Annotated in this window: 25 protein-coding genes; 5 read left to right on the plus strand and 20 right to left on the minus strand. The window is 43.6% G+C overall.

Going from position 1 to position 26,772, the window contains the following annotated elements:
* Positions 1–121 precede the first annotated feature (121 nt).
* The 15 genes from GQA99_RS17965 to yceD all read right to left on the minus strand — a co-directional run bounded on the left by GQA99_RS17965 (position 122) and on the right by yceD (position 14,584).
* Positions 122–814 (minus strand): ANTAR domain-containing response regulator, encoded by a 693-nt coding sequence (locus GQA99_RS17965; protein ID WP_160056262.1) that lies wholly within the window; start codon positions 812–814, stop codon positions 122–124.
* Complete coding sequence (locus tag GQA99_RS17970; protein ID WP_160056264.1) at positions 802–1,965, minus strand: glycosyl transferase; 1,164 nt, start codon at positions 1,963–1,965, stop codon at positions 802–804. Before GQA99_RS17970 ends, GQA99_RS17965 begins: the two co-directional genes overlap by 13 nt.
* Complete coding sequence (gene cobA / locus GQA99_RS17975; RefSeq protein WP_160056266.1) at positions 1,958–2,815, minus strand: uroporphyrinogen-III C-methyltransferase; 858 nt, start codon at positions 2,813–2,815, stop codon at positions 1,958–1,960. The genes GQA99_RS17970 and cobA overlap by 8 nt, the downstream gene beginning before the upstream one ends.
* Positions 2,815–5,583, minus strand: coding sequence for a nitrate reductase (locus tag GQA99_RS17980; RefSeq protein WP_160056268.1), 2,769 nt, complete (start codon positions 5,581–5,583; stop codon positions 2,815–2,817). Before GQA99_RS17980 ends, cobA begins: the two co-directional genes overlap by 1 nt.
* Before the next feature lie 290 nt (positions 5,584–5,873).
* Complete coding sequence (cctA, locus tag GQA99_RS17985; RefSeq protein ID WP_160056270.1) at positions 5,874–6,206, minus strand: tetraheme c-type cytochrome CctA; 333 nt, start codon at positions 6,204–6,206, stop codon at positions 5,874–5,876.
* A 651-nt stretch (positions 6,207–6,857) separates the two neighbouring features.
* On the minus strand, positions 6,858–7,733 hold the full coding sequence (locus GQA99_RS17990) for an NAD(P)-dependent oxidoreductase (protein WP_160056272.1): 876 nt from the start codon (positions 7,731–7,733) through the stop codon (positions 6,858–6,860).
* A 13-nt stretch (positions 7,734–7,746) separates the two neighbouring features.
* Complete coding sequence (locus GQA99_RS17995; RefSeq protein WP_011636973.1) at positions 7,747–8,235, minus strand: acyl-CoA thioesterase; 489 nt, start codon at positions 8,233–8,235, stop codon at positions 7,747–7,749.
* 90 nt (positions 8,236–8,325) lie between these two features.
* Positions 8,326–9,567: a beta-ketoacyl-ACP synthase II gene (gene fabF, locus GQA99_RS18000; protein ID WP_160056274.1), complete on the minus strand. Its 1,242-nt coding sequence runs from the start codon at positions 9,565–9,567 to the stop codon at positions 8,326–8,328.
* A gap of 162 nt (positions 9,568–9,729) precedes the next feature.
* On the minus strand, positions 9,730–9,963 hold the full coding sequence (gene acpP, locus GQA99_RS18005) for an acyl carrier protein (RefSeq protein WP_011496723.1): 234 nt from the start codon (positions 9,961–9,963) through the stop codon (positions 9,730–9,732).
* Positions 9,964–10,126: 163 nt separating this feature from the next.
* Positions 10,127–10,873, minus strand: coding sequence for a 3-oxoacyl-ACP reductase FabG (gene fabG, locus GQA99_RS18010; RefSeq protein ID WP_160056276.1), 747 nt, complete (start codon positions 10,871–10,873; stop codon positions 10,127–10,129).
* 10 nt (positions 10,874–10,883) lie between these two features.
* Positions 10,884–11,810 (minus strand): ACP S-malonyltransferase, encoded by a 927-nt coding sequence (fabD, locus tag GQA99_RS18015; RefSeq protein WP_160056278.1) that lies wholly within the window; start codon positions 11,808–11,810, stop codon positions 10,884–10,886.
* A 49-nt stretch (positions 11,811–11,859) separates the two neighbouring features.
* Positions 11,860–12,819: a beta-ketoacyl-ACP synthase III gene (locus tag GQA99_RS18020; protein ID WP_160056280.1), complete on the minus strand. Its 960-nt coding sequence runs from the start codon at positions 12,817–12,819 to the stop codon at positions 11,860–11,862.
* A gap of 8 nt (positions 12,820–12,827) precedes the next feature.
* Positions 12,828–13,856, minus strand: coding sequence for a phosphate acyltransferase PlsX (plsX, locus tag GQA99_RS18025; protein ID WP_160056282.1), 1,029 nt, complete (start codon positions 13,854–13,856; stop codon positions 12,828–12,830).
* A 15-nt stretch (positions 13,857–13,871) separates the two neighbouring features.
* On the minus strand, positions 13,872–14,042 hold the full coding sequence (gene rpmF / locus GQA99_RS18030; protein ID WP_011636967.1) for a 50S ribosomal protein L32: 171 nt from the start codon (positions 14,040–14,042) through the stop codon (positions 13,872–13,874).
* Positions 14,043–14,059: 17 nt separating this feature from the next.
* Positions 14,060–14,584, minus strand: a complete 525-nt coding sequence (yceD, locus tag GQA99_RS18035) for a 23S rRNA accumulation protein YceD (protein WP_160056284.1) — start codon at positions 14,582–14,584, stop codon at positions 14,060–14,062.
* Between the two features lie 249 nt (positions 14,585–14,833).
* On the opposite strand from yceD, the gene GQA99_RS18040 reads away from it, so the two are divergent.
* A complete protein-coding gene (locus tag GQA99_RS18040; protein WP_160056286.1) occupies positions 14,834–15,439 on the plus strand; it encodes a Maf family protein in 606 nt (201 codons plus the stop codon).
* Between the two features lie 47 nt (positions 15,440–15,486).
* Here the strand turns inward: GQA99_RS18040 and GQA99_RS18045 are convergent, their stop codons facing one another.
* Both GQA99_RS18045 and rluC read right to left on the minus strand, forming a co-directional pair.
* Positions 15,487–16,134, minus strand: a complete 648-nt coding sequence (locus tag GQA99_RS18045) for an HAD family hydrolase (protein WP_229785955.1) — start codon at positions 16,132–16,134, stop codon at positions 15,487–15,489.
* A gap of 43 nt (positions 16,135–16,177) precedes the next feature.
* Positions 16,178–17,134: a 23S rRNA pseudouridine(955/2504/2580) synthase RluC gene (gene rluC / locus GQA99_RS18050; protein WP_160056288.1), complete on the minus strand. Its 957-nt coding sequence runs from the start codon at positions 17,132–17,134 to the stop codon at positions 16,178–16,180.
* 627 nt (positions 17,135–17,761) lie between these two features.
* On the opposite strand from rluC, the gene rne reads away from it, so the two are divergent.
* A complete protein-coding gene (gene rne / locus GQA99_RS18055) occupies positions 17,762–21,133 on the plus strand; it encodes a ribonuclease E (RefSeq protein WP_160056290.1) in 3,372 nt (1,123 codons plus the stop codon).
* Between the two features lie 373 nt (positions 21,134–21,506).
* Here rne and GQA99_RS18060 read toward each other — a convergent pair whose 3' ends face one another.
* Positions 21,507–22,424: a bifunctional methionine sulfoxide reductase B/A protein gene (locus tag GQA99_RS18060; protein ID WP_160056292.1), complete on the minus strand. Its 918-nt coding sequence runs from the start codon at positions 22,422–22,424 to the stop codon at positions 21,507–21,509.
* Between the two features lie 157 nt (positions 22,425–22,581).
* On the opposite strand from GQA99_RS18060, the gene GQA99_RS18065 reads away from it, so the two are divergent.
* Positions 22,582–23,421 (plus strand): isopenicillin N synthase family dioxygenase, encoded by an 840-nt coding sequence (locus GQA99_RS18065; RefSeq protein ID WP_160056294.1) that lies wholly within the window; start codon positions 22,582–22,584, stop codon positions 23,419–23,421.
* A 140-nt stretch (positions 23,422–23,561) separates the two neighbouring features.
* Positions 23,562–24,503, plus strand: a complete 942-nt coding sequence (gene ylqF, locus GQA99_RS18070; RefSeq protein WP_160056296.1) for a ribosome biogenesis GTPase YlqF — start codon at positions 23,562–23,564, stop codon at positions 24,501–24,503.
* 67 nt (positions 24,504–24,570) lie between these two features.
* Here the strand turns inward: ylqF and GQA99_RS18075 are convergent, their stop codons facing one another.
* Complete coding sequence (locus tag GQA99_RS18075) at positions 24,571–25,065, minus strand: low molecular weight protein-tyrosine-phosphatase (RefSeq protein ID WP_160056298.1); 495 nt, start codon at positions 25,063–25,065, stop codon at positions 24,571–24,573.
* A 151-nt stretch (positions 25,066–25,216) separates the two neighbouring features.
* Positions 25,217–26,080: a DNA ligase gene (locus tag GQA99_RS18080; RefSeq protein WP_338091743.1), complete on the minus strand. Its 864-nt coding sequence runs from the start codon at positions 26,078–26,080 to the stop codon at positions 25,217–25,219.
* A 132-nt stretch (positions 26,081–26,212) separates the two neighbouring features.
* On the opposite strand from GQA99_RS18080, the gene GQA99_RS18085 reads away from it, so the two are divergent.
* A complete protein-coding gene (locus GQA99_RS18085; protein WP_160056302.1) occupies positions 26,213–26,581 on the plus strand; it encodes a diacylglycerol kinase in 369 nt (122 codons plus the stop codon).
* The last annotated feature ends 191 nt before the right edge of the window (positions 26,582–26,772 follow it).

Consider the following 26,772-nt stretch of genomic DNA (forward strand, 5'->3'; position numbering starts at 1 on the left):
TAACTGTTTAAGAATATACGGTGGTTAACCCTTGCTCTTATTCAGTATCTTAATAAGCTCTTGCAGGCTACGTGCCAACAACAAATAAATCATAAACACCTGATTTTAAATTAAAAAACACTCAACAACCTTTACGCTGCATGACCGACATGTCCACCTTAGACGCAGCCGCACCATAATGAGGCGCACCACTTTTGCTCGCCACTGAATTCGCTTGGCTTGTTGATGGTTTAGTGCGACTCACAACAGCAATAATTTGCGCTGACATTTGCGCCAATGTGACACCTTTTTGCATTGCTTGTTGCTGAATAATTTGATGTGCTTTTGTTTCATCAAAACCTTGTTGCATTAAAATTAACTTTGCTTGGCTAAGTAATTTTATACCGCGAATTTCTTCATCTAATTTTTTGAATTCTGCTATCGTTTTGCTTGCCGCACTGAAACGGGCTTGGGCTAAACTCACCACGCTAGTTAACCGATTAACCGTTAACATTTCTGGTATAAATGTGATGCGGCCACAGTCAAGTAAATGAGTCAGTTCAGTTTGTTGCCATGTTTTAGCGTTAACAATTATCACCAAGGGCTTACTGGCTAAAATCCGTTGGATCACTCCCAAAATATGAGCTTGTAAAGAATCCGTTAGCACCAATAAGGTATCAAAATCTTGTTGCTGCAAACGTTGCTCAATTTTGGTAATTGACGTGAATACAGTGACAGGGCCAAAGGCGGTTAAACAGGCTTGATATTGTGCAATGTCGCAATCAGCAACCGGTACCGCCGAAAAGCTAGCATCACAATAAATTAAACTGCGCATAACCACTCCTTATTAACCATTGAATCCGTCTTGCTTGTGACGATTAATCGTGTAGACCAATACTGTAGACTCAATTTTTTTAATTGTTCTGTTGTTAAATCAGATTCGTAATCATCTGATTTATAATGCAGTAAATATAAAATAGCCATCAAAGTAGCCTGTACGCTGCTCAGGGCTTGTTCAATCATCGAACAAGACATCAATGCCTTCATCGCATCACTGTCAAAAGGCGTCATTTCGCGCCACAACAGTGCAAGCGCCTGCTCCGATAGCTCTGCCTGGCCGACTTTTGCACCAGAAAAAGCCGTTAATAAGGTGGCAATATCGACTTTTGACATCGCGATCTCACTTTGCAAACCATTAACGATACTGATTGTGGTTTCTACGCGGGGATTCAGCTCTGTTTCGCCTTGCAAACCTTTAAAAATGGCGACTACACCCGGTTGATAACTGCGTTGTTCAAATAACTTTTGGCTCACGCCTTGATGAATTTTGTCGATGCCTGGGTGAAAATAACTGCGTAAGCTCAGTGGCGCATTGCTCGGGTTAATACAACGAACAGCGGTTTGAATTAAACTGCGCAATCCGAGCTCTTGGTGTAATTGACGACATTCATCGAGCACTGGCGCTATATCACCGGCTCGCACATACACTATGCCTGAACGGTCTAATTCAGATTTAGCGGTTAATGGATCTTTACAGCGCACAATTTCAAGTGCAGCAATACATGACTCGACATGTCGACGATGCGGTAACGCTTGGCTATCTCCGTGCAGTAAGACTCGCACACCATGGTTTGCCAGTAATTTTGCCACTAGTAATAACCAGGGTAATTGCTCACGTTTACCGGCATATACTGGCCAGTCAATTTCAACGTTTAATTGGCTCCAACCCACATCAATGGTGTGACGTAACCCAGCGACAACACCTGCTACTTCTGCCACCGTTTCGCCGCGGACCCGCATTAACATCATCGCACTGGCCATTTGCACTGGCGTCACTTTCGCCTGCGCAAAGCCCTGTATCAGTAAGCTTGCCTCGGCGAACGTTAAACTGCGTGAACCTTTTTCACCTTTACCTAAGGCTTTGATCAGTAATTTAAAGTCAAATTCAGCCACTGAGGTTAAGGTTAACTCACCTATTTTAGGCATACATAGCCTCATACTGAGTTGTGTCATCAATATCTGTTAATAACGTCGCTAATTGTTGTCCGACGCTGACAACCTCACCGATAATAATCAATGTAGGCCCCGCATCGCGTATCGACATTGCCGCGTGTGCCATTGAAGATACCGTTGCATACGTGATGATTTGATTTGGTCGGCCGCCGTTAGTGACAAATGCCACCGGTAGCGAGCCCTGACAATTGGCCTCGAGCAACCCTGTTGCAATGCGATTGGCTTGCTCTTTGCCCATATAAAACACCAGGGTCGATTGGGCGGCTAATAATGCTTGCCATTGCGTTGGAGCGCCAGCGTTGTCGGCATCGGTCATTTTTGTGCCCGTAATTAAAGTGACGCTGCGCGCCATACCGCGAAATGTCAGCGGGATCCCGGTGCTTGATGCACAGCCTAATGCCGCGGTGACCCCTGCAATAAATTGTGAGCGAATACCCTGCTTGGCGAGATAAAGCGCCTCTTCAGCTCCGCGGCCAAAAATATGCGGGTCGCCACCTTTTAAGCGCACCACTTTACGGCCTTGTTTAGCAAGCTTAAGTAATAATGCGTTAATGTCTTCTTGTTTAATGCTCGGCTGGCCGCAACGTTTGCCGACAAAATGACGCTGACAGTGGCTACTGACTAAAGTCAAAATGTCACTGCTTACCAGGCTGTCGTAAACCAATGCATCAGCCTGGGCGACAATACGTGCCGCTTTTATGGTCATTAAATCAAGCTGGCCGCATCCTGCGCCTACAATGGCAACTTCACCGGCTTGCAGCGCACCTGAACCACCGCAGCCAATAGGCTTAACATTGTGGATTAATCCATCTACTGTATTCATTAGGCGACATCCTCTTTTGCTGCATTAGGGTACTCAAGTTCAATATACGATAAAGCCTGTTGCCAATGATTTTGGGCACATTGCTTAACTTCACTGTTGCAGCTACCACACTGACGACCACAGCCCAATGTTGATTGCATAACGTCTAAAGCCTTAGCAAAATGAAGGTGCTGTTTACCATCATGAAACACTTGTTGGTCAAATTGTGCATTTATTTCATCAGCAATTTGTGCATCATTCACACCAGTACAAGCACAAATCAAGGGGCTATTACCTGCATTAATTTGTTGATGTAATTGTTTTATAAAAGCATTATCGACAGGTTTGCCAATGAAGGCATTCAGTGGCTCGACGGCAAGATTAACGCGTGACTGAGACAAGACTTTTATCGCGCTCACGAAGCCTTTTTCCATATTGCACTGCACATGCAGGCGCTGGCCGTTCACGTTAGTCGACCAGGTAAGCGAGTGGGCAGTAGCTTGATAAGCAAACCCTTTATCAGCATCAGTAAAACCGACGTGATGACATATTCCGGTGGTTAAGGTCTGGGCGACTTGCCAACATAAACCCTTTGCCGCAGGGTCATGCAAACCAAACACGACACCTTGCAATGCCATAATGACCGGTTGCAGCACCACATCCTGACACTTAAATCCAGGTTGCTGTGATACTGGGTCAACTCGACTATCAAGGTATTGATTTACGCCTTTGCCCAATGAGAATTGCTCAGACCAATGCATGGACATCATTGCCATCTCAAACGGCATATCTTGATCGACTGCAACTCTAGCCAGTGCAAATGGCGAAGATGCCTTGTCTGTTGCAGAGCCGATAGTCACCAGATCGCCATCTGCAATAGACAAGCTCGCGAGTTTATTTGGATGAAGTTGTATCACGGGCTCTGGAATGCTTGCTCGCAAACTTGCAATATGCCCCGTGCGAGTCATGGTGTGCCATTGATCGCGGCTGCGGCCACTGTTAAGTAACACGCTAGCGTGTTTGCCATCATAGTCAGTCACTTGCGTTACGGACTTTGCTGGTGAAATAAACTGCCCTTTACCTGACGACGTCGCAAACACGCCATCACTAAATACTCGCAGCCCTTGCTGACCAATGAGTTCTGCTGATGCAATGGGCCACTGGGTCGGCAATAGATTGTCGTACTCTTGTTGGCTGAGATTGGTGAGTCCACTTAAATCAAACATTTTATTGGGAAATGCCTGTTTAACCTTTGCTGACAACGCAGAAAACTCACGAAAAACACTCGCGCTGTTGTCAAACTCAAATCCTTGAAAACCCATTTTTTGCGCCACCAGGCTTATGGCCCACCAATCTGCTTTACTTTGCCCTTTAGGGGTAATAAAACCTCGCTGGCGGCTTATGGTGCGTTCACTGTTGGTTACCGTACCGCACTTTTCTGACCAGCCTTGAGCGGGTAATAATATATCTGCATACTTTGCCGTATCAGAATCAGGGCTTATTTCAGACACCACCACAAAGGGGCAATCTGTTAACGCTTTAGCAATTTTCTGGCTATTTGGCAGTGATACCACAGGGTTAGTCCCCATGATCCAAATCGCTTTTATTTTCCCGTCGGCCACTGCATCAAACATGTCGACTGCGGCTAAGCCTTTGGTGTCAGCGACCATATCGACCTGCCAAAAATTGGCGAGTAGTTCACGTTCCGGTTGAGAAAATCCCATATGGCAAGCCAGTTGAGTCGCTAAACCGCCAACCTCTCGCCCCCCCATAGCATTGGGTTGGCCCGTTAATGAGAAAAAACCACATCCCGCCTGGCCAATATGCCCTAAGGCTAAATGACAATTAATAATCGCATTCGTGGTGTCGGTGCCAATAACAGATTGATTCACGCCTTGGCATGATGCTGTCAGTATGGCTTTATGTTGAATAAACAATTGATAAAACTGCTTTAATGCTTGTTCAGTTAATCCCACTTGCTGAGCTAAGTCAGTCAAACCGCTACTTAATTGTTTGGCGTGACTCACAACAGTATCGAAACCTTCTGTGTGGGCCTTAATGTATCCATGGTTAACATGTCCGTTATCAGCTAAATAACCTAACAATCCATGGAACAAGGCTAAATCGGCTCCTGGCGTAATAGCTAAATGAAGGTCAGCTTGTTTTGCTGTCGCGGTTGTCACTGGGTCGATAACCACTAACCTTGTGTTATTGGCTTTTTTTGCTGCCAATATCCGTTGAAATAACACTGGATGAGTCCAGGCGGTATTAGCACCGATTAAAACAATTACCTCTGCATGTTCAATATCGTCATAACAACCTGGCACTACATCTTCACCAAATGCCCGTTGCATGGCGCTCACTGCAGATGACATACACAAGCGTGAATTCGTGTCGACGTTAGCGGTCTTTAAATAGCCTTTGGCAAATTTGTTTGCGACATAATAATCTTCAGTAAGTAGCTGTCCAGAAAGGTACAGTGCGACTGAATCTGGGCCAAATTCAGCAATGGTATTGGCAAACTTATCGGCTATTAAGCTGCTTGCGTCATCCCAGTTTATCGGCTTACCGGAGCGCATCATCGGATAACGAAGCACATTAGGTTGGGTTAAGCTATCGAGGAGTCGCTCACCTTTAGCACATAAATGTCCATGATTGGCGGGATGGTTAATGTCACCTGTAAGTGTTAAATTTGCGCGATCAACATTTTCCCAATCAGCTTGAGTTGAGGCCACACTAACCCCGCATCCGACACCACAATAGGCACAACTTGATTGGATAGCTGACATACTTTGACCCTTTCGCATTCATCATTTATTGATATTACTTGTGCGAAAGCTGTGCCAAAAAATTAACTTACTGATTTAACGTAGAATTAGAAAATATAATATTGGGTTTGCCTCAACATTTGCGCAACAAAAGTGCAAGGCAGCACAGTTAAAGTGCGTATCTACTTGAAAATAATAAGATTTATATACCTAAAAAGAGGTATACCTGTCATTTGTAAGGGGGATATCAAGAAGGGGCAGAAACAAAAATACCGACAGTAATGTCGGTATTTATTAAACCGCGAGAGTACTTATTTTGCGGTACGGCCATCATCATGGCAGGTGTCACATGTTGGTTTTACGCCCACTTTAGCTTCATGCGGAGCATGACAATCTGCACACATTAACGCGCCATCATGTGCTTTATGGGTATCATCCATTTCAGCAAGAGAACCATGACAACTTTGACATTGTTCAAATTCATATGCGCCATCAGCAGATGGTTCTTCATTTGCATGGCAGCTTTCACAGCCACCCATTTCAACGTGAAACTCTGCGAGGGTTTCATCAGCAGCAAATGATGCAGAAGACATCATTACCGCGAAACCTGCCGCAAACAATGCGCTGAGTAGTTTTTTGCTCATTATTCATTCCTCCAAGTGAGTGTATGCCCGCATTCTTTTTAACTGACACGGGTCTTACACTGAAGCACGACACTTTACTTACGGACCCATTCAACATTCTATATTGACGAAAATCGACTCTAAATCGACAAAAAACTAATCTTGTAGCGACAAAAACCAATTAATGACAATATAAAAATAGTTAACTAATCCACTTTAAGCAAAATTAATTTAGATTAGACAATAATAGCAGCCTTACTCATTGGAATATGTGCGCTACATCATGTAACTCGATGGTTTTCAGTGACTAAATCAACTTTTATCCCAGCATATCTTATACAATTGCGCGTTAGTAAATGATCTCTCAGCGAGAATTTAAAAGGGTTTAAACAAGGCGAATGACTGAATGAATAGTTGTTCTCTTTCGAAGTCATGCAACGCAGTGTAAGCCCTGTTAAAACTCGCCACAAAGGAATACCCCAGCCGCTTTTGCTTTGCGTTCTCGCTATTTGAAAGGGAACAACCATGACTACGCAACGCCTTAATCAAAAACCGCTGGACGCATCCTGAGTGGTCACTTATTAATGCACAAAGGTATTAGGTTTTTACAGGCCAAAAAAAGCCCCAATCAATGTTGAGGCTAACAATCGTAAACTGAATATATTGTCTAAGTTAATTTCTCGTTTTTTCTAACCTAGCTAATAAACTCGAGGTATCCCAACGGTTACCTTTCATCGCCTGTACTTCTGAATAGAATTGATCAACCAATGCAGCAACAGGCAGATGACTGCCATTTCGGCGCGCTTCATCTAGTGCAATACCTAAATCTTTACGCATCCAATCAATTGCAAAACCAAAATCATATTTACCTTGCCACATGGTTTGATAACGATTTTCCATTTGCCAGCTTTGCGCAGCGCCTTTGCTAATCACTTCAATCACTTTAAGGCCATCTAAGCCGGCACTTTTCGCAAAGTGAAGCCCTTCTGCCAAGCCTTGTACCACACCAGCTATGCAAATTTGATTGACCATTTTGGTCAATTGCCCTGATCCCACAGGCCCTAAAAGTTCAGCACAACGACTATAAGCAGCAATTACAGATTTAACAGCATCAAAATCGGCAGGCTCGCCACCCATCATTACCGTTAACACGCCATTTTCGGCGCCAGTCTGGCCGCCAGATACTGGCGCATCTAAAAAGGCAATATTAAGCGGTTTGATGTGCGTAGCAATCTCGCGTGCAACATCAGCTGAGGCCGTTGTGTGATCGACTAACACTGAGCCTGCATGCATGCCGTGAATCACACCTTGCTCACCCAACACCACTTGGCGAAGGTCATCATCATTACCGACACAGGTAAACACAATATCCTGGCCTTTCGCAGCATCTTTTGGTGTCGCGGCAGATTGACCACCAAATTGTTCAACCCACTGAGCCGCTTTTGAGCTTGTACGGTTATATACGGTGACCTCATGGCCATTTTTAACTAAGTGCCCTGCCATCGGGTACCCCATAACGCCTAAACCAATAAATGCGACCTTGGCCATGTTTTTTCCTTATTTATTCAACAGAAGGTTTAACGTGTGCTTCCATTTCAGCACCAATACGTTTGCGCATATCCATTAACCGTAATGCACTATCACGTAATCGAACATCATCTGCCGTTGCCGGTATCCATTCAGGAACCGATGTTGGATGACCTTCATCGTCAACAGCAACCATAATAACAATACAATGTGTCGTCAAATGACGTTCAGATTCTTTTGGATCGCCTGCTTTTACATCTATCGCAATATGCATTGATGTTGTACCGGTATAAATCACTTTACCCGTCACCTCAACAATATTGCCGACATGGATGGGCTTAACAAAACGGATGCCGCCCGCATAAACTGTAATACAATATTTACCGCTCCAACCCGCCGCGGCGGCATAGGCCGCTAAATCGATCCATTTCATTACCGCACCACCGTGCACTTTACCGCCAAAGTTCACATCTGCAGGTTCGGCCAAAAAACGTAATGTAAGCTGTCTATCTTTACCGGCCATAAAGCCTCCAAGTCATTCGATGGTGTATCAACGATACACGTTGTACTGATACAAAAAAAGCGCACTAGGCGCTTTTTATATTGAACAATATTAATCTATTTTTTTAAATAGTAGCGAACCATTCGTGCCACCAAAACCAAATGAATTGCATAACGCATAATCAAATTGATGACGGCGAGAAGTGTGCGCAACAAAGTCTAAATCGCACCCTTCATCAGGGTTATCTAGGTTAATTGTTGGCGGCACATGTTGGTCGCGCAGTGCAAGCAGAGTAATGATGGCTTCAATAGCACCTGCTGCGCCGAGTAAATGCCCTGTCATTGATTTAGTTGAGCTTACCAACAAATCATAAGCATGCGGACCAAAAACCGCTTTAACCGCGGCAGCTTCTGCTTTATCACCGGCATTGGTTGAAGTGCCATGGGCATTAATATAACCCACTTGCTCTTTTTGAATTTGTGCATCGTTAATCGCGTTAACCATCGCTGCGGCAGCACCTGCACCATCACTTGGCGGTGATGTCATGTGAAATGCATCGCCACTCATGCCAAAGCCAACTAATTCGCCGTAAATTTTAGCGCCACGCGCTTTAGCACGTTCGTATTCTTCCATCACAATCACACCCGCACCATCGCCAATCACAAAGCCATCACGGTCTTTGTCCCAAGGGCGGCTTGCTGCAGTTGGATCGTCATTACGGGTCGATAATGCTTTAGCGGCGCTAAAACCGGCTACGCCTAATGGGCTGGTGACATCTTCTGCACCGCCAGCGACCATCACATCGGCATCGCCGTAAGCAATAGTACGGGCTGCAAAACCAATATTATGCACACCGGTTGTACATGCAGTAGTCACCGCAAAATTAGGGCCAGTCATGCCATACATAATCGATAAATGCCCAGCAATCATGTTAATGATGGTGCTTGGTACAAAGAATGGCGATACTTTACGTGGTCCACCATTTAATAATGCCGAATGGCCTTGTTCAATTAACCACATGCCGCCCATGCCTGCACCGATTGCAGTGCCCACACGAGCTGGATTTTCTTGGCTCATGTCTAAGCCAGAATCAGTAACGGCTTGAATGCCTGCGGCCATGCCGTATTGGATAAACAAATCCATTTTACGTGCATCTTTTTTTGTTAAGTATTTTTCGACATCAAAATCTTTCACCGAACCACTAAAACGGGTGCCAAATTCGCTGGCATCAAATTTAGTGATTGGCGCAATACCACTTTGGCCTGCCAATAAGGCATTCCAAGAAGACTCGACATCATTACCTACTGGAGTCACAAGTCCAAGACCTGTGATGACGACACGACGTTTAGACATGATATTCACCTTTAAATAAAATCTGCCACGATGCCATTATTGCGATAACGCTAAAGAAGTATAAGAAGGGATATGTTAGTGCAATTAAATGGAACGAGCGTTTACAAATGCTTTAAACAAAAACAGGCGGCATAAATGCCGCCTGTTAATGTGAATTCTTGATTACTGATTCTTAGAAACGTAATCGATCGCTGCTTGAACAGTAGTGATCTTTTCAGCTTCTTCGTCAGGGATCTCGGTATCAAACTCTTCTTCTAGAGCCATAACCAATTCAACCGTGTCTAGAGAATCAGCGCCTAAATCGTCTACAAAAGAAGCAGCTGATTTAACGTCTTCTTCTTTAACGCCAAGTTGTTCGATGATGATTTTCTTTACACGTTCTTCGATGTTGCTCATTAGTTTTCTTTCCTATTCAAATTACGCACTTGCGTAAGATTGCGAGTAGTTTATTCGAATTAGATAACAATGCAAGCTTAGATTTTGTGGTCTAACCACAAAAATTAACATTGAATTGTCACTAACCCTGACTCAAATGAAGGTAGTTTCCTACCTATCGCCCTTAAACCATGTACATACCGCCGTTCACATGCAATGTCTCGCCTGTGATGTAAGCGGCTGAATCCGAGGCCAAAAACAATACTGCGTTGGCAATTTCTTGTGCTTGCCCTAAACGTTCCATCGGAACTTGCGACATAATAGCTTGTTGCTGCTCAGGTGTCAGCTCATCTGTCATGTCTGTCTGAATAAATCCAGGTGCAATAGCATTCACTGTTATTTGACGAGATGCAACCTCTCTTGCAAGAGATTTTGTAAACCCTATCAAACCCGCTTTTGCCGCCGAGTAATTTACTTGACCAGCATTACCCATTGTACCTACTACTGAACCGATACTGATAATACGTCCGAAACGTTTTTTCATCATAGATCGCATTACAGGTTTAGACAATTTAAATAATGACGTCAAATTAGTGTCGATAATGTCTTGCCATTCATCATCTTTCATCCGCATCAGTAAATTGTCGCGGGTAATACCAGCATTGTTAATAAGAATATCAACATCACCGGCTTTTTCTTTGATCTGGCTATATAAATCGGCAACCGATTGACTATCAGTGACATTTAACACCATCCCAAAGCCTTTGTCACCTAGGTATTGCTGAATTGCTGCAGCGCCTTTTTCACTGGTCGCGGTACCGATAACGACTGCACCAGCTTGTTGTAGCGATTCAGCGATGGCACGGCCAATGCCACGACTAGCACCGGTAACTAAGGCTACTTTGCCGTCTAGACTGATGTTAAAGCTCATAAAAACTCCTTTATTCGGTTAATGCCGCAAATGAAGCAACATCGTTTACCGCTTGAGCGGATATTGATTTATTAATTCTTTTTGTTAAACCGGTTAATACTTTACCCGGACCACACTCAACTAAATTTGTAACACCTTGTGTCGCCATAAATTCAACCGTTTCGCTCCAGCGCACTGGGCAATACAATTGACGTACTAATGCATCTTTTATCGCATCTGCATCTGTTGGCATTGCCACATCAACGTTATTAACCACATTAATGTTTGGCGTAGAAAACGTGACGTTAACTAATGCTTTGGCTAATTCATCTGCGGCAGGCTTCATAAGCGCACAGTGAGATGGCACGCTAACAGGCAAGGCAACGGCCATTTTAGCGCCAGCGGCTTTACACGCAGCGGCTGCGCGTTCAACTGCGGCTTTTTCACCGGCAATGACCACTTGACCGGGGCTGTTATAGTTAACAGGACTGACGACATCACCTTGAGCAGACTCTGCGCACGCGGCGGCAATGGCATCATCATCAAGACCAATAATAGCAAACATCGCACCAGAACCTGCTGGCACGGCTTGTTGCATTAATTTACCGCGCAGCTCAACTAATTTAACCGCATCAGTAAACTCAATCACACCGGCGCACACTAATGCTGAGTATTCGCCTAGGCTGTGACCAGCTAATAAAGAAGGCATCGGTTTGTTAGACGCTTGATAAGCACGCCAAATAGCGACACTTGCGGTTAATAACGCTGGTTGAGTTTTGTCTGTTTCATTTAAGGTTTCTACTGGGCCATTTGCCACTAAATCCCATAAATCATAACCTAATGCGTTACTCGCCTCGGCAAAAGTTTGCCCAATAATGTCATAAGATTGAGCTAATTCAGCTAACATTCCTACGGCCTGAGAGCCTTGACCTGGAAATACAAAAGCAACATTTTCCATAAACACTTACCTGTATAAGAATTGAATTAAATAACAGTACATTTAAAAATTAAAAACGAATTAGGGCACTGCCCCAGGCAAAACCGCCACCGAAGGCTTCAAGCAGTAATAATTGACCACGCTGAATACGGCCATCACGCACGGCTTCATCTAGGGCAATAGGCACTGAAGCTGCAGAGGTATTACCGTGCTTAGCCAGGGTAAGCACCACTTTATCTAAACTCATGCTGAGTTTTTTAGCGGTGGCATTAATGATGCGAAAATTAGCTTGATGCGGCACTAACCAATCAATCTCTGACTTATCGACATTATTAAGGCGTAATGTTTCAGTCACGACATTCGATAACTGCGTCACCGCGACTTTAAATACGTCATTGCCTTTCATTGTCATGAAACTAACGGCTTCTGAACCTTCACCCGAGCGAGGAGGAAAAGCACATTTTAACAAGTCGCCTTGACTACCATCGGCATAAATATGGGTCGCAATAATACCTGGTGTATCACTTGCGCCAATAACAGCAGCGCCAGCGCCATCACCAAACAAAATAACGGTTGTTCTATCGGCAGGATCGCACATGCGCGACAATACATCAGAGCCAATGACTAATACTTTTTTAGCGGCACCTGTTTTGACGAATTGGTCGGCGACAGACAAGGCATACACAAACCCTGAACACGCGGCAGCAATATCAAAGGCTGGAATATTTTTAACGCCAAGTAAGGCTTGAATTTCGCAGGCAGCTGCTGGGAATGCATTGGTTGCACTGGTGGTGCCACAGACAATCATGTCTAGCTCGCTGGCATCAATGCCGGCCATTTCAAGCGCTTTTAATGCCGCTTGATGGCCCATGGTTGCCACCGACTCGTCTGTAGCAGCGATGCGCCGCTCAGAGATACCAGTTCGGTCAACAATCCATTGGTCATTGGTTTCAACCATTTTTTCGAGATCTTGATTGCTACGTACTTGCACAGGCAGATAGCTGCCTGTTCCGAGAATTTTTGTGTGCATATATGAGATCAGCTATTGATGTCTAAAAGAATCGACTCCAAACGATCTTTAATCATTTCAGGAAGACGACGTTTTGCTTCTGTTGCTGCTAAATTTAATGCTTGTAAAAATGCAGCTTCATCCGCGTTACCATGACTCTTTACTACTATTCCGCGCAATCCTATCAGACTTGCACCATTATAGTGGTCGGGGTTCATCTTACTGAGAACAGCTTGTATGTGTGGAGCGATAAGTTTGGAGAGTAAACGTACAAAAAAGCCGTCTTTTAAACCACGCTTTAATTGATGTACTAATAGCTTGGCAATGCCTTCTGAGGTTTTTAGGGTAATGTTGCCCACAAACCCATCACAAACAATGACATCAACATTACCGGTATAGATTTCGTCGCCTTCAACAAAACCAATGTAATTGATTTGATCAGTATGCTGTAACAACTGCCCAGCTTGTTGAACTTGATCGTTACCTTTGACTTCTTCAATACCCACATTCAATAATGCCACTTTCGGACGGGCTTTTTTATGGACGGCTTCACATAAAACCGAACCCATAATGGCAAATTGAAATAATGCTTCAGAGTCACAAGAGACGTTAGCACCTAAATCGAGTAAATAAACCGGCTTACCAGTAACCGCCGGTAAACATGACACTAATGCAGGTCTATCAATCCCCGGTAAGGTTTTTAATAACACCTTAGCCATTGCCATTAATGCCCCCGTGTTCCCCGCGCTAACGCAGGCGGCCGCTTTTCCGTCTCGTACTAATTCCAGTGCAATTCTCATTGAACTGTTTTTACGTGAACGTAAAGCATGAACAGGCCTATCACACATGGTGACAACTTCAGTGGTATGGATTATTTCAATGCGGTCTAAATCGGTAGAAGGTGTTTGAGGTAAATACTTTTGAATGTCGGTTTGATTACCAACCAAAATGATCTTGAGGGTGCTATGAAATTTCAATGCCTGCATTGCTGCAGGCACTGTCACGTGGGGACCGTGATCGCCCCCCATCGCATCTAACGCAAGCGTCAGATTTGTCATCAGATAATCAACAAATTACTTGTTGATTACCTTTTTACCGCGGTAAAAACCATCAGCAGTCACGTTGTGACGTAGATGTAATTCACCGCTAGTCGCGTCTACTGATAATTGAGCAGTGCTCAATGAATCATGTGAACGACGCATGCCGCGCTTTGAACGTGATTTTTTATTCTGTTGTACAGCCATTTGACCTGTCTCCTAGATTACTTGCTCTTCAGTTTTTCTAACACTGCAAACGGATTTGGACGCTCCTCATGAGCGGGTTCGATCTCGCCTACAACTACATCTTTCGATCCCTGGCTGCAATCAGTATCTTCATGCATAGGGATGATAGGCATAGCGACTATCAATTCATCTTCAATCAATTGATGCAGACGTACTTCACCAATCTCATTACACTCAATTGGGTCATACGCATCCGGGAGCTCATCGATTTCTGCCTCAGTCCGACAAGGACTAAAACAAAAGTCGACCGTAACCTCAGTAGTATATTGTGTCATGCAACGTTGACATAGCAGAGTGAGCTCCGTCACAGCCTTCCCGCGAAGGTAGACTATCCCCTGTAAGTCGACGCCACATTCCAACGACACAACTACGTTGGAACAGTCGCCGGCACATAACTCGCTTAATCGCTTTAGTTGCTGGCCTGGCACGTAACCTTCATAACGAAGGCCGCTTGAGGCAGCGCGTATAGGATCAATTGAAACCGGTATCTTTACTGTTTGCATAAGGCGCGCATATTATAGTTTGAAAACGCTGGAGTCAAAGAAAATTTCCGTAAAAATACGGTCATCTCACCTAACACTGACTATTTAGGTATTCTTTAATCCGGCATTGAATTTGAAAGTTGGCAAATTTTACCGAACCAAACCCCATCACACAAGCATTACTCGGTGAAAAATACTCCATTTAACCCAATGAATGCAGTAAACTGAGCAATAATCGAGTATTGGCCACGGATAAGTAAAATAAACGTTATGAATTTCAATATTGTACTTGCATCAACCTCGCCTTTTCGTCAGCAATTATTACAAAAATTAATGCTCACATTTGACTGCGTTAACCCCGATATAGACGAATCTCCCCAACCAAACGAAACAGCAATAGCATTGGTGCAACGTTTAGCTGAACAAAAAGCACTCCAAGGGGCAACATTAACGCCACACACAGAGGCGACGGAATTAATTATTGGCTCAGATCAAGTTGCGGTCATCAACGGACAGATCATAGGTAAACCTCATACGGTCGACAATGCAATAGCCCAGCTTACGGCCGCATCTGGTCAGGCCATTACGTTTTATACTGGACTTGCGGTATATAACAAAACAACCAAACAAATGTTGTCGTGCATCGAACCTTTTATCGTTCATTTTAAAACGTTATCCCAAGCACAGATCCGTTATTACGTCGAACAGGAACAACCACTTTATTGTGCTGGCAGTTTTAAGAGTGAAGGACTTGGAATTGCATTGTTTAGCCGCTTAGAAGGTGATGATCCCAATACCTTGATTGGTTTGCCACTGATTAAGCTTATTGAGTTATTACAACAACAGGGATTGGACGTGCTTAGTCAGCAGGAATGATGCAAAAATGAGGGCTTTCAACAATATTCAGAAAGCCCAAATTGATATTATAAATACTGGCGGATTGCTGAAGGGCTATTCACAATAGCCAAAGGCTGAAGCCCAAGTAGCCGAGCTTCATCATGGGCGCCATAACTCACCCCAATACTGGCCATGTTAGCGTTATTGGCCATGGTTAAGTCATGAATGGAATCACCAATCATAATGGCTTTATCGGCACTCACTTCAAAATGACTTAATAAAGCATGGAGCATTTCTGGGTGTGGCTTACTTTGCGAGTCGCTGGCACAACGTGATGCATGAAAATACTGACCCAGCCCGGTCAATTCAAGTACCCTGTCTAACCCTTCCCGCGCTTTACCCGTTGCGATAGCTAATTGATAACCCGCTTCATGCAGCTGCTTAATCAAGACTTCCACCCCGTCAAATAACGGCGTTGGATAATCGCTCGCTAAATGATGGCGACGGTAACAATCAATAATCTGTTGATGGTTTTGATGCTCGCTAAACAAAATCGGCATAATGGTCGGCAAAGACAATCCAATCACATCTCGCACCTGTTGCTCAGTCGGCACTGTTAACGCCAACTCTTGCGCCACACTTTGCATGCAAGTGACAATTTTACCGACTGTGTCCATTAATGTGCCATCCCAATCGAAGATGACTAAATCAAATGCTTTGTCTTGACTCTTCACGTTATGCCTTACTTTATTAATTTAACACACAGCGACAACCTACTTAAGTGCGTTTAAGCTTATCCAATGTATTGAGTAATACTTCGTCCAATGGTGCTTTGACCTGCATGATTTCGTTGTTTTCAGGATGAGTAAATTTAAGCTCAGCCGCGTGTAAAAACAGACGGTCTAAACCTAAGGCTCTCATACTGTCATCAAATTGCTGCTCGCTGTATTTATCATCACAGGCAATCGCATGACCTGCATACTGGCAGTGAACACGAATTTGGTGCGTTCGCCCTGTCACAGGGCTGGCTTTCACCAAGGTACACCCTTGATAGCGTTGCATGATTTTGTAGCGCGTTTCAGACTCTTTACCTTCTTTATTAACGCGCACAATACGTTCACCAGACTTTAAGGTAATTTTTAATAATGGCGCTTTAACCACTTTATCACTTGCCTGCCACTCGCCGCGCACCAGGGCTAAATAATCTTTTTGCATGGTTTTACTGCGCAGTTGCTCGTGTAAATGCTTTAATGCACTGCGTTTTTTAGCAACAAGTAACACACCTGAGGTGTCTTTATCTAAACGATGAACCAACTCTAAAAACTTTTGTTGCGGACGCAGTGAGCGTAAACCTTCAATTACGCCATAATCCACACCACTGCCGCCATGCACTGCAATACCAGCAGGTTTGTTCATAACGATTAAATGATTGTCTTCGTGGATAATTCGATCTTCAAGTTGCGATACTCGAGATAAATTTGCCGACGGTGCAGTGCGATGATCTTTCTCGGCGATGCGCACCGGCGGAACACGCACTATGTCACCAATCTGTAATTTGTATTCTGGCTTAATGCGTTTTTTATTAACACGCACTTCTCCCTTACGCACAATCCGATAGATCATGCTTTTCGGTACGCCTTTTAATTTAGTCAGCAAAAAATTATCGATGCGTTGTTCAAAATGATCTTCGTCGATAGTCACGTATTCAACTTGGGGGGTGGTTTCAGTATTCATGATGCGCCATATAGTAGTAACCGCAATAGTGTACCTTATCTTGCAAATGATTGGCTATTACCATGGCTGACTTGAAATAAATACACGAAAGAATATGGGCTTTTGATTGATGAAAATAGTGTTTGTTGCTATATTTGCGCTCAGGTTGAGAGTAAACAGTGGATAAAGTGTTCACAACTTTCACCAAATGCGAAAAAACTGCAATTAAGAAAATGAGCTTTATCGGTAGCAAACCATTGATTTGCAAATTGTATTTAAATAAAAAACGACAAAAAACGTTTCGACAATTAAACCGTAAGTTTTCAGTAAAGATTTCAATTTAAGTGCAGAAAATCGCCCCAAATTCGAACAATATTTTAGCTTGTTATCAAACAAACCGATTCGACTTGGGCATTAACGGATTAAATTACCATAATTTATGGGGTTGGTTGTAAGTCAACGAATTCCTTGTTTTTGTAAATATTAGAAAATAAGCCATAAATAGGATGCGACACGCAGCGACTGCGTTTTACAGTGATGAGCACCTAATTGCCTGGAGCTAACCGTGAGGTTATACCGATTAATTCAGGCCCGTAATGCAGAAAGATCGTGTTGTTTGATGACCTCATTTAGAAGAATCACGTCATCATGAAACGTATGTTAATTAATGCAACTCAATCAGAAGAGTTGCGTGTTGCCCTTGTAGACGGGCAACAACTGTATGATCTAGATATTGAAAGTCCTGGTCACGAACAGAAAAAATCAAATATCTATAAAGGTAAAATCACTCGCGTAGAACCCTCACTTGAAGCGGCGTTTGTTGATTATGGCGCAGACCGCCATGGTTTCTTACCGCTTAAAGAAATTGCCCGCGAATACTTCCCTAAAGGTTACTCTTTCCAAGGTCGTCCTAACATCAAAGAAGTGGTGCAGGAAGGTCAAGAAGTCATCGTGCAAATTGATAAAGAAGAGCGTGGCAACAAAGGCGCTGCATTAACAACCTTTATCAGTTTAGCGGGTTCTTACCTAGTCCTCATGCCAAATAACCCACGTGCAGGCGGTATTTCTCGTCGTATCGAAGGTGATGAGCGTACCGAATTAAAAGAAGCGATGTCTGAGCTTGAAGTGCCAAATGGCATGGGCTTAATCGTGCGGACTGCCGGTGTCGGTAAAGAGTCAACCGAATTAAAATGGGACTTAAAAGTTCTACAGCATCACTGGGATGCCATTCAAGAAGCGGCTCAAACTAAAGCTGCACCATTCTTAATTCATCAAGAAAGTAACGTGATTGTTCGTGCTATTCGTGATTATTTACGTCGTGACGTTGGCGAAATCCTTATCGATCACCCACGTATTTACGAAGAAGCTAAACTGCACATCGGTTTAGTGCGTCCTGATTTCGTTGAACGTGTTAAACAATATGATTCAGAAGTGCCTTTATTTACTCACTTCCAAATTGAGTCGCAAATTGAATCGGCATTCCAACGTGAAGTGCGTTTACCATCTGGTGGCTCAATTGTTATTGACCCAACAGAAGCATTAACCTCTATCGATATTAACTCGGCGCGCGCCACTAAAGGCGGCGACATTGAAGAAACCGCATTAAACACTAACCTAGAAGCAGCTGATGAAATTGCCCGTCAATTACGTCTTCGCGATTTAGGTGGTTTAGTGGTTATCGACTTTATCGACATGACGCCAGTTCGTCATCAACGTGAAGTAGAAAACCGTATGCGTGATGCCGTACATCATGACCGTGCACGTGTACAATTAGGCCGTATTTCTCGTTTTGGCTTAATGGAAATGTCACGTCAACGCCTACGTCCTTCATTAGAAGAGTCGGCAGCGCATTTATGTCCACGCTGTCATGGCCAGGGCACGATCCGTAGTACCGAATCACTCGCATTATCTATTTTACGTTTAATGGAAGAAGAAGCCATTAAAGAAAACACCACTCAAATCGAAGCCATAGTGCCGGTTGATGTGGCGGCATTCTTGTTAAACGAAAAACGCAAAGCAATCCGTATTACTGAAGAGCGTCATGAAGTTGAAGTGTACATCATTCCAGATGCACACATGCAAACACCTGAGTACCGTGTTGTTCGTCGTAAGAGCGATGATGAAGTGAGCGAATCGAGCTATAAACGTGTCGAAAAGCCGTCATCAAAATTATATGAGCCTCGTAAACTTGAACGTGCAGCCTCTCCTGAGCCAGCATTAAAAGGTTTTGCAGCACCACAAAAAACAGCCGCGGTTGAAGTAGCCCCAACTCAGGCGCCTGTAGCTAAAACACCCGTTGCTTCTACGCCATCTCAGCCAAGCTTTTTTGCCCGTATCGTGTCAGCAATTAGTGGGTTGTTTGCTACTAGCGATAGTGAAAGCAAAGAAACGAAACCAGCTACGCCTGAAAAAGATGCATCACAGGCTAATAATCGTCGCCCACGTCGTAATGATAACCGCAACGAAAACGGCAATCGCAATGCTAGCCGCAACGACAGCCGTCGTCAGCGCAATGACAACGATAAGCCAAAAGACGGTACCGAGCCACGTACTCGTAACAAGCGCAATGATCGTAATAGCAAAAACAATGCTCAAGACGATAACGCCAAAAACAAGCCTCGTAATGAGAAAGTAGATAAGCCATTAACGCAAACTAATGAGCCTAAAGCTGCTGATACCAATACTGAGAAATCACCTAAACAGGAAGCGGCACGTGAGCGTCGTCAACGCCGCAACATGCGTCGTAAAGTACGTATCGAAAATGAGCAAAGTGAAGAGTCAGTAGTAAAAGCCGCTGATGTAAACGCAAGCGCTCCAGACGTTAATGTACAAGAAACCAACACGGTAGAGCCTAAAGTAGCTGAAGAGAAATCAGACACTAAAGCGCCACGTAGCCGTCGTCAACCACGTAAAGAAAGAGGCGAGCAATCGAATGAAGCGCAAGCTAAAAACGACACTGCAGCAACTGATACTGACGACAAAGCCACTGTAGCCTCTGCGCCACAAGCACCTAACGAAGTCAACGCTGAAGCTACTGATACTCAAGTTGAAGCTAATGCCGTTAATGCGGAGCAGGCAACGGAAAAAAATGACACCGTAAGTGACAAAGAAAAACCTGTCACCACAGAAAATACGGTAAGTGATGACACGACTGATGACAATGATACAGAAGGCGCTGAAGATGGAAAAGCAGATGGTCGTGAAGGTCAACGTCGAAGCCGTCGTAGCCCTCGCCACCTAAGAGCTGCTGGTCAACGTCGTCGTCGTGATGATAGCGATGCAACTCAACAAGCAGTATTTACCTCAGTTGATGAGTTAGAAAAACAGCTAGATGCAGAGCAATCTCAAGACAAAGCGGCGCAAAAGCCAGCAAACGTTGATGCCAGTGTTCAAACGGTAACTGACGCACCTGTTGAAGCAACCGCCGTTGAAACTCAAGCAGTAACACAAACTCCAACTGATGCACCAAAAGCTGAAGTCATTGTTGAAGCCAAACCTGCGCCAGTTGTAGAACCAGTTGCAGAAAAAATCGCTGAAGCACCAAAAGCGGTCGAGCCGAAAGCTGAACCACTTGCAGTAGCTGCTCCTGAAGCTGTTAAAGCAGAAGTTACTTCTGAAGTGACTCCTGAAGTGATAGCGGAAGTCGTGAAAGCTGAAGTGGTAACGGAAACGGTTAAATCTGAACCAGAAGTCAATGTCGTTCGCGAAAAAGCGGTAGCATCAAATGCTTCTGCGCCAATGGCTAAACCTGCGGCTATGGTACGCAAAGTTAAAACTGAAACAGTTACTGACGCTAAAGCAGAGGTGAGTGTACCGGTTGAAGCTGCACCTAAAGCACCAGCTAAAGCAAGTCGCTTTGGTTCTATGGTCTCTTCAGATATGACGAAACCGACTGTTGATGTTCGCGAACAACAAGCTGTACCGCAAGGTAGAGCCTATGAAGCGCCAGCAGAAAACAATACCCCAAAAGTGACAATGGGTAACAGCGCATCATCTGATATGGCTCGCCCTGGCAAGTAATATCATAAGGAGTAATCACACTTCTTAACCATAAAGCCATGCTTAGCATGGCTTTTTTATTGGGCCATTTTTAGTTCTGCGGCGTGGTTTAGCGGTGTAAAATTGCCTAACCACCTGTCCGGTAGTTGTTGATAGAAATGCAGTGCCTGATGATTTACATCGGATAGGATATTTGATTAAAGCTACTATGATTGAAACGGATGAAATGCAATTAAGTGCTAATATTCACACGTCTCTGGCTCAACGTATAAACGCCATCAAAGTCTTTTGAAAGCGGCAATATAAAGATCAAAAGGGGGAGATTGATGATTCAACCTCCCCCTTTGTATTTAACTAATCCACTACCTTTAGCCAATACTTTTTTTACTGTGCTTCATTTTTTGCGTTTATCAGCAAATTTGCGCATTACTTTATCAAATTTTGGTTTTACCACTAACTGGCAATAAGGTTGTTCACCATGTTTAGCAAAATAATCATCGTGATAATTTTCTGCTGGGTAAAATGTCTCAAAAGCGCTAATCTGAGTGACGATCGGATTCTGCCAGATAGCTTGTTCCGTTAAACGATTGATAAACGCATTGGCCAAGTCAACTTGTTCACTATTATGCGCAAAAATAGCCGAACGATACTGAGGTCCATTATCGTTGCCTTGCTGATTTAATGTCGTTGGGTCATGGCTTTCAAATAACACGGTTAAAAGTGTTTCATAGCTAATCACCGCGGCATCAAACTCAATGTGCACCACTTCAGCGTGCCCAGTACGCCCCGAACATACCGCATCATAGTTTGCCTCGTTTGCATCGCCGCCGCAGTACCCTGACTTGGCACTTATTACGCCTTCAAGTTGAGCGAAAATCGCTTCAACGCACCAAAAGCAGCCCGCACCAAAAGTGGCTTTTTGATTACGACTAACAGCCATATTTGATGCGTTTAATTCATCGATTGATTTGAACACCATCGACACCGAATTAACGCAATGACGTACATTTTTATCCGTCAGAAATTCGCCTTCAAATACATGGCCTAAGTGACCGCCACACTGCTGGCAAGTAATTTCAACACGACGCCCGTCGGCATCAGGGGTGCGCTTAACTGCACCCGTAATCTCATCGTCAAATGCTGGCCAGCCACAATGAGCGTTAAACTTATGTTCGCTCTTGTATAAAGGTGCCAAACATTTTTTACAGCAATACACGCCTTGAGCATCATGGTCCACATATTCGCCACTAAAAGGACGTTCGGTGCCTTTTTGTTCAATCACGTATTTTTCAAATTCGGTTAGAGTATTCATTGCTTGTTCTCACTGATTTTTTGCCGCTTTGGTAGATAATACGCAATATCAAAAGCATCAGTTCAACCAATACTCTTTGATTACGCGCAAATAATTGCGACAAAGTGTGACTAAGGTTACCATTAGGGTGGGTCAACACACTAATAAGAAATATATAATGAAACTTAATACAATTGATTATTTAGCACATGATAGTGCTGAACGCTTTGTCGAGTCACTGCGTGAAACCGGTTTTGGGGTATTAACAAACCACCCTATTCAAAAGCAACTTGTCGAAGACATCTACCAAGAATGGTATGCGTTTTTTCAGTCTGAAAAAAAAAATGATTTCTTATTTAATAAAGAAACTCATGATGGTTTTTTCCCTGCATCAATATCAGAAACAGCCAAAGGCAACACAGTAAAAGATATCAAAGAATATTATCATGTGTATCCATGGGGCCGTATTCCTGACTCGCTGCGCGCGAATATTCTTGCGTATTATGAGCACGCTAATGCATTAGCGTCAGAACTTCTGAGTTGGATTGAACAATACACTCCTGCGGACGTAGCAGCAAAATATTCAATACCGCTGCCAGACATGATCGCCCAAAGTGAAAAAACCTTACTGCGTATTTTGCATTACCCGCCAATGAAAGGTGATGAAGAAATGGGCGCAATTCGCGCTGCAGCACATGAAGATATTAACCTCATTACTTTATTGCCTGCAGCCAATGAGCCTGGCTTACAAGTGAAAACCAAAACAGGTGAATGGATTGATGTGCCAAGTGATTTCGGCAGCATTATTATCAATATCGGTGATATGCTTCAAGAAGCCTCTGGTGGTTACTTCCCGTCGACCTCTCACCGGGTAGTTAACCCTGAAGGCACCGACAAAACCAAGTCGCGCATCTCATTACCATTATTTTTACATCCTAATCCTGACGTTGTGTTGTCTGAACGTTATACCGCTGACAGCTACTTGATGGAAAGACTACGTGAGTTAGGTGTTATCTAATCCATTAACCTTTGATAAGCGCCTTAGGGCGCTTTTTTTATGCTTTTAGTCCGCTAACAAGGTACAATAGCGCTTTTGATTACATTCGATTCTTTATTCAGTTAATCAGTCGAATTCGCATTCGGTTATAAGGCAACATCATGGCAATTCAGTGGTATCCAGGACATATGCACAAAGCGCGCAAAGAGATCGAAGAGGCAATGCCTCAAGTTGATCTGGTTATTGAAGTGCTCGATGCGCGCATTCCCTACAGCAGTGAAAACCCAATGGTGTCACAACTTCGTGGTGATAAACCGTGTATTAAATTACTGAATAAATCTGATTTAGCCGATCCTGCAGTAACCGAGCGTTGGATTGAATACCTCGAACGCGAACAAGGCGTTAAGGCATCAGCGATTACCACCTTGCAACCGGGCATGGTCAAAAGTATTCCTGATATTTGCCGTAAACTTGTGCCGCACCGTGATGTCATCGAAAAAGATATTCGCACTATGATTATGGGTATTCCAAACGTAGGTAAATCAACCATCATCAATACCCTTGCAGGTCGCACTATCGCCAAAACGGGTAATGAACCTGCAGTAACTAAAACCCAACAACGAATTAATTTACGTAACGGTATTGTGCTTTCTGACACGCCAGGGATTTTATGGCCAAAAGTCGACAACGAAGCCAGTAGTTATCGCCTTGCAGTAACCGGCGCCATTAAAGACACGGCAATGGAGTATGAAGATGTAGCAATGTTCGCTGCAGAATACTTCTTAAAAGCTTACCCAGAAGCCATTTGCGAGCGTTATAAACTGAGTTCATTACCCGATACTGACATTGGTTTGCTTGAAGCTATCGCAGGCTCTCGCGGTGCACTTCGTCCTGGTGGTCGTATTGATTACCACAAAGTGTCGGAGCTGTTATTACATGACTACCGCTCGGGACGTATTGGCTTGTTAAGCTTAGAAACGCCAGAAATGGCTGAAGCGGAAAAAATCGAAGTTGCCCGTGTACTTGCAGAAAAAGAAGCTTTAAAGCAACAAAAGATTGAACAAGAAAAACTCAAGCGTTCAGGTAAACGCCACAACGACTAATTATGAGCTTTATCGCAATAAAACGATCTTACCAAGAATAACAATCACCTTTAAACGGGGTAACAACTTACCCCGTTTTCGCTAATACCAATTGTTTCGCTAATTCTGTAAGGCTTATCTCAAGCAGGTCGATAACTAATTCAAACCCCAGTTCACCACCATAGTATGGATCGGGCACTTCGGTTACCCCACCACCCACAAAAGACAAAATCAAGCGGATTTTATATTGTAAATGCGCAGGACAACGTGAGTTCAAATCGATTAAGTTGGCCTCATCTGCGGCTAAAATCAAATCAAATGTGTCAAAGTCACTGCCAATGACTTGTCTGGCTTTCATGCCTGAAAAATCTAACCCCCGTTTGCGCCCTGCCGCCATACTGCGACTATCTGGGGGATTACCTTGATGAAACGCAATTGTGCCTGCGGAGTCTATCTTAAGCGATAACCCGTGTAATTTTGCTTGCTGCTTAAACACTGCCTCTGCGGTCGGAGAGCGACAAATATTCCCCATACATACAAATAACACCGACGACACGTTCGCTAAATTGGTATTGTTGTTCATGAAATAAACCTGTTTGTTTGAGCTAAGCCTTTAGCCAATTAATATCGAGCTCATTTTATTCATTAACGTTTATTGACCGTAACTTATTTGATTCATTCTATTATCTCACATTGATAATGTTTAAGTGATTCAATACTCCAGTCACAAGCTTCTATTGCACCGATCTAACTCGTAAAAAAGTGGCAAAACGCGGTGTCCCTTTCTGGGTAAAGCCCACATACTGATAAGTTATTGTGGTACCGATAGCGGGTGGGTTTTGTCTTTGCTTGTCACTGAGGCCACTGCCAATATTAAACACTTTCCCTTGAGGCGTTTTCACCGTTAATGCGCCGACTTGCCCCGTATATTTCCCTTTTCCTGCTGTGTGGCCAATCACTACCGCTTCTGCATCATATTTAGGTTTTAATTTTACAATAAACTGACTGCGCCCCACAGTATAAAAAGCATGTCTATAATGCAGCATTAAGCCCTCTCCACCAGCTCCAACCACACTGTCGAGCTCAGAAAAAAGCGCTTTATTGTCGGTAAACGTTAATTGGCTAATAACGTGTAAATGTACTGAATTGACCTTTTGTGCTAATTGTTGCATCGCCAAATACCGCTGCTCAAAAGAGCCATTGTGTTGCGGTAAATCAAACATCATAAAAGACACAAATTGCCAATCTTGCATTTGAGTTTCCTGTCGACGAACCAGTGCAGATATTTGCTCGAACTGACCACGGCCGAGCCATAACTCACCATCAATAGGGTATTGAGGAAAGCCTTGCGTAAAAGTTGCAGGAAGGTCAACAGTGCGTCCACTTCTCGTTAGCATCTGTTTACCCGTCCAGTATCCTCGCACCCCATCTAACTTTTCGCTTACAAGGTAATCGGTTACATCTAAATCGGCAGCATAGTGACTCGCAAGTTGAATTTCAGGCTTGGGAAGCGTTTCACTTTGACACACCATACAGCTCATCAAGAATAGAACGGAAAATAGAAAAGAGTGGACACGTAACATAAGCAATCCTTGCATAATAGCTTGAGCCTCATGGCAAGCTAAAGCCTAGTACAAGTCGAATAGATGTGCACATATAGCCAAAAACACTGGTAGCTGTGGTCGTGAATGTTACAATCAGCACAATGTGAATAAAAAGAAATAAAAATAATGAAACCAGCAAATAATCATGGCCTTAAACGCGTATTTAGAGCAACGGGATTCTCAATAAAAGGCCTAAAAGCCGCATGGAAAAATGAAGCAGCATTTAGGCAAGAAGCCATTTTAGCCATACTGATGTTACCCATCGCCCTACTCGTTGAGGTGAGTATATCGGAACGGATATTAATGATCATGACAGTGATGATTGTGTTGATTGTTGAATTACTCAATTCAGCCATTGAAGCGGTAGTGGATCGTATCGGTGATGAAATTCACCCATTAAGTGGTCAAGCTAAAGACATTGCATCTGCAGCCGTGTTTATCAGTTTAGCAATGTGCGCTATCACTTGGGCAATGGTTCTTTTGCCATTAATTTAATCGTATTTAGCAACAGGTCTTACCCCAAATGGCTTAGTAAACAATCACTGTTAGCTAAGCCTTACACATAGACAGGATCTTTAGCAATAAACCTATATTTTAGATAGAAAAAAGGCCTTATTTATGATCTGATAATTGTCGCCAAACAAATCAACATGACCAATAAATAAAGCCAATGACAATTATCACCT

The sequence above is a fragment of the Shewanella litoralis genome, from assembly GCF_009828585.1.
GTDB lineage: Bacteria > Pseudomonadota > Gammaproteobacteria > Enterobacterales > Shewanellaceae > Shewanella > Shewanella litoralis.